This is a genomic window from Skermanella sp. (assembly GCF_059503625.1).
Map to the genome: position 1 here is coordinate 1 of NZ_JCACHA010000031.1, position 4,418 is coordinate 4,418.

The 4,418-nt window shown below is 65.9% G+C and carries 3 protein-coding genes; all 3 read left to right on the forward strand.

Annotated elements, in window-relative coordinates; all coding sequences use genetic code 11:
- Positions 1-1,368, forward strand: a 1,368-nt coding sequence (gene ntrC, locus AC5JJ6_RS00775; protein ID WP_496040207.1) for a nitrogen regulation protein NR(I), incomplete at its 5' end; no start/stop codon positions are given.
- Positions 1,369-1,442: 74 nt separating this feature from the next.
- Positions 1,443-3,716, forward strand: coding sequence for a sensor histidine kinase NtrY-like (locus AC5JJ6_RS00780; protein ID WP_496040208.1), 2,274 nt, complete (start codon positions 1,443-1,445; stop codon positions 3,714-3,716).
- A partial coding sequence (locus AC5JJ6_RS00785) for a sigma-54-dependent transcriptional regulator (protein WP_496040209.1) occupies positions 3,706-4,418 on the forward strand: 713 nt, incomplete at its 3' end. The genes AC5JJ6_RS00780 and AC5JJ6_RS00785, both read left to right, overlap by 11 nt.

Below are 4,418 nucleotides of genomic sequence, written 5' to 3' on the forward strand. Positions count from 1 at the left end.
GTCCGCACCACGGGAAATGCCGCCACCCTCTGGCGCTGGGTGGCCGACGGGCAGGGCGATCTCGTCATTACCGATGTCGTCATGCCGGACGAGAACGGGCTGGACCTGATCCCCCGCATCAAGAAGATCCGACCCGAGCTGCGCGTCATCGTCATGAGCGCGCAGAATACCCTGATGACCGCCGTCAAGGCGGCCGAGCGCGGCGCCTTCGAATACCTGCCCAAGCCATTCGACCTCAAGGAACTGGTCAACGTGGTCGAGCGGGCGCTCAGCGCGCCGCAGCCGATAGCGCTGAACGGCCATGCCTCCGCCGAGGACATCGAGAACGAAGAGCAGCTTCCGCTGATCGGCCGCTCGGCGGCGATGCAGGAAATCTACCGCGTCCTTGCCCGCCTGATGGGCACCGATCTGACCGTTATGATCACCGGCGAGTCCGGTACCGGCAAGGAACTGGTGGCGCGCGCGCTGCACGAATACGGCAAACGCCGCAGCGGTCCCTTCGTCGCGATCAATATGGCCGCCATCCCGCGCGAGCTGATCGAGTCGGAACTGTTCGGCCATGAGAAGGGCGCTTTCACCGGCGCCACGACCCGTTCGACCGGCCGGTTCGAACAGGCGCAAAGCGGCACCCTGTTCCTGGACGAGATCGGCGATATGCCGCTGGAAGCCCAGACCCGGCTGCTGCGTGTGCTCCAGGAGGGCGAGTACACGACCGTCGGCGGCCGCACGCCGATCAAGACGGATGTCCGGATCATCGCGGCGACCCACCGCGACCTCCGCACCCTGATCCGCCAGGGACTGTTCCGCGAAGACCTGTTCTACCGCCTCAACGTCGTCCCGATCCGCCTGCCGCCGCTCCGTGAACGGACGGAGGACATCCCCTCGCTGGTCCGTCACTTCCTCACGCTGACCTCGGCGCAGGGGCTGCCGATCAAGAGCATCGACGCCCAGGCGATGGAGCGGATGAAGCGCTACCGCTGGCCCGGCAACGTCCGGGAGCTGGAAAACCTCGTCCGCCGGCTGGCCGCCCTCTACAGCCAGGAAGTCATCAGCACCGACATCATCGAGTCCGAACTGGCGGACTCGGCTCCGGCCTCTCCCCAGGTCGAGGAACATCAGAACGAGGGCCTCAGCTCCGCCGTAGAGCGGCACCTGAAGGACTATTTCGCCGCCCATAAGGACGGTATCCCGGCCGCCGGCCTCTACGACCGCGTCCTGCGGGAAGTCGAGCGTCCGCTGATCTCCCTGAGCCTATCGGCGACGCGCGGCAATCAGATCAAGGCGGCCCAGATGCTGGGCCTCAATCGCAATACTCTCAGAAAGAAAATCAGGGAACTGGATATCCAGGTTATACGTGGGCTAAAATAACACACCCTGGTCTAGTCTCGTGGCATCCCCGCCACAGAGTGGACCAGGTTCAGAGAGCCCGGTGCAACGCGACGATGACCAGTGAACCTGCGGGACTTCCGCAATCCTTCTGGAGCCAGTTTCTGATCTGGGCCAGCCGCGTCGGGCTGGCGGGCAAGCTGGCCGTCGCTCTCGCCGTGGCCGCCATTGGGGCGGGGTTCGCGACCTATGGCGCGCTGACCGCCACTCCCCCCTTCGGCAACGATCCCAACACCGTCAGCCTTCTACTGACCCTCGATCTGGCGCTGCTGCTGCTGCTGGGCGTCATCGTCGCCCGCCGCATCGTAGCGCTCTGGATCGAGCGGCGGCGAGGCCTTGCCGGGTCCCGCCTGCATGTCCGCGTCGTCGCGACCTTCAGCCTGCTGGCGGTGATGCCGGCGATCATCGTCGCCGCGTTCTCGGCGATCTTCTTCTATGTCGGCGTCCAGTCCTGGTTCAGCGAGCGGGTCCGTACCGCCATCGTCGAATCCCGTGCCGTCGCCCAAGCCTACCTGCACGAACACCAGCAGGTCATCCGTGCGGACGCGCTGGCCATGGCGAACGACCTCAACCGCGAAGCCGCCCGCCTGCTGACCGATCCCGGCCGTTTTGCCCAGGTGGTCGCAACCCAGGCGGCGCTCCGTGCCCTGACCGAGGCCATCGTGTTCGACGGCAGCGGCAGGATGCTGGCCCGCTCCGGCCTGTCCTTTACCCTGGAGTTCGAGCCGATCCCGGAAAGCTCGCTGGAGCGCGCCCGGCAGGGCGAGGTCGTCCTGATGGTGACCGACACCGACGACCGCGTCCGGGCGCTGGTTCGGCTCGACCGCTTCGTCGATACCTTCCTGTTCGTCGGCCGGCTGGTCGAGCCGCGCGTCCTCAGCCATATGGAGGCCGCACAGGACGCTGCCGACGCCTATGCCGAGCTGGAGGGCAAGCGCTCCAGCCTACAGATCACCTTCACCCTGATCTTCGTCGTCGTGGCCCTGCTGCTGCTGCTCGCCGCCGTCTGGATCGGCCTGAACTTCGCGACGGCGCTGGTGGCGCCGATCGGCTCCCTGATCGGGGCGGCGGAGCGGGTGAGGGCGGGCGACATGGGCGCCCGTGTGCCGGAACTGCTGCCGGAAGATGAACTCGGCACCCTGAGCCGGGCCTTCAACCGCATGACCAGCCAGCTGGAGAGCCAGCGTCGCGAGCTGATCGAAGCGAACCGCCAGCTCGACCTGCGCCGGCGTTTCACCGAAACCGTGCTGGCCGGCGTTTCCGCCGGTGTCGTCGGACTGGACCATGAAGGCCGCATCAACCTGCCGAACCTGTCCGGCGCTCATCTGCTCGGCGTCGACGACCCGGAGATCCTGATCGGGCGCAGGCTGGTCGATGTGGCGCCCGAGATGGGCGAATTGCTCGGCACCATCCGGCGCAGACCCACGAAACTGATGGAAGCGCAGGTCCAGCTCAGGCGGGCAGGGACCGCACGGACCCTGCTGGTCCGAGTCGCCGCTGAGTCGGTCGGAAACGAGATTCGCGGCTTCGTAGTGACCTTCGATGACGTTACCGAGCTGTTGTCGGCTCAACGCAAGGCTGCCTGGGCCGATGTCGCGCGTCGCATCGCGCACGAGATCAAGAACCCGCTGACCCCGATTCAGCTCTCCGCCGAGCGATTGCGCAGAAAATACCTCAAGGAAATCACCAGCGACCCCGAGACGTTCCAGATGTGTACCGATACCATCGTGCGTCAGGTGGACGATATCGGACGGATGGTCGACGAGTTCTCCGCGTTCGCGCGGATGCCCAGTCCGGTGATGAAGCCACAGAACGTAAACGAGTTGTGTCGTCAGGCAGTGTTCCTTCAATCCAGCGCCCATCCCGGCATCAAGTTCACGGCCAACCTTCCGCAAGGCGCCCTGACGGTGCCGTGCGACGGCCGGCAGATCTCCCAGGCCCTTACCAACCTGCTCCAGAACGCCGTCGATTCGATCGAGGGCCGCCCGGCGCCGGAGGGTACCGTCCTGCCGCCCGGCCAGATCGACTTGAGCCTTGAAGTCCATGACGATCGCGTCGCGATCGTCATCGCCGACAACGGCAAGGGCCTGCCGCACGAGGAACGCGACCGGCTGACCGAACCCTATGTCACGACGCGGGCCAAGGGCACCGGCCTCGGCCTCGCGATCGTCAAAAAGGTAATGGAGGATCATGGCGGAGAACTCGTGCTCGAAGACCGGCCCTCCGGAGTCGGTGCCCAGGTCCGTCTGGTGATTCCCAAGTCCGAAATTTCCGCGCCGGCCGTGGCCGCCGAAGATCTAGAGCAGAAACAGAGTCGCTATGGCGCATGACATTCTGATCGTCGATGACGAAGCCGATATCCGGATGCTGATTTCGGGTATCCTCGAAGACGAAGGCATGAAGACCCGTCAGGCCGGAGACGCCGATCAGGCGTTGGCCGCCGTCGGTGCCCGAAGGCCAAGCCTGGTCATTCTGGACATCTGGCTCCAGGGCAGCCGTCTCGACGGCATCCAGATCCTGGCCGAGCTGAAGCGCGACCATCCCAACCTGCCGGTCATCATGATCAGCGGCCACGGCACGATCGAAACCGCCGTCTCCGCGATCAAGCAGGGCGCCTACGACTTCATCGAGAAGCCGTTCAAGGCGGACCGGCTGCTGGTACTGGTCGAGCGCGCTATCGAAGCCGCCCGTCTCCGCCGCGAGAACGAGGAGCTGCGCCTTAGGGCCGGCGGCCAGACCGAACTGATCGGCAAGTCCTCGACGATCAACCAGGTCCGCAACTCGATCGAGAAGGTGGCCCCGACCGGCAGCCGCGTCCTGATCACCGGTCCCGCCGGCTCCGGCAAGGAAGTGGTGGCCCGGCTGATCCACGCCCGCTCCCGGCGCGGCGACGGCCCCTTCGTCGGCCTGAACTGCGCCACCATGCGGCCGGACCGGCTGGAAGTGGAGCTGTTCGGCACCGAGCACGGCCAGGACGGCCTGCCGCGCAAGGTCGGCACCTTCGAGCAAGCCCATGGCGGTACGCTGCTGCT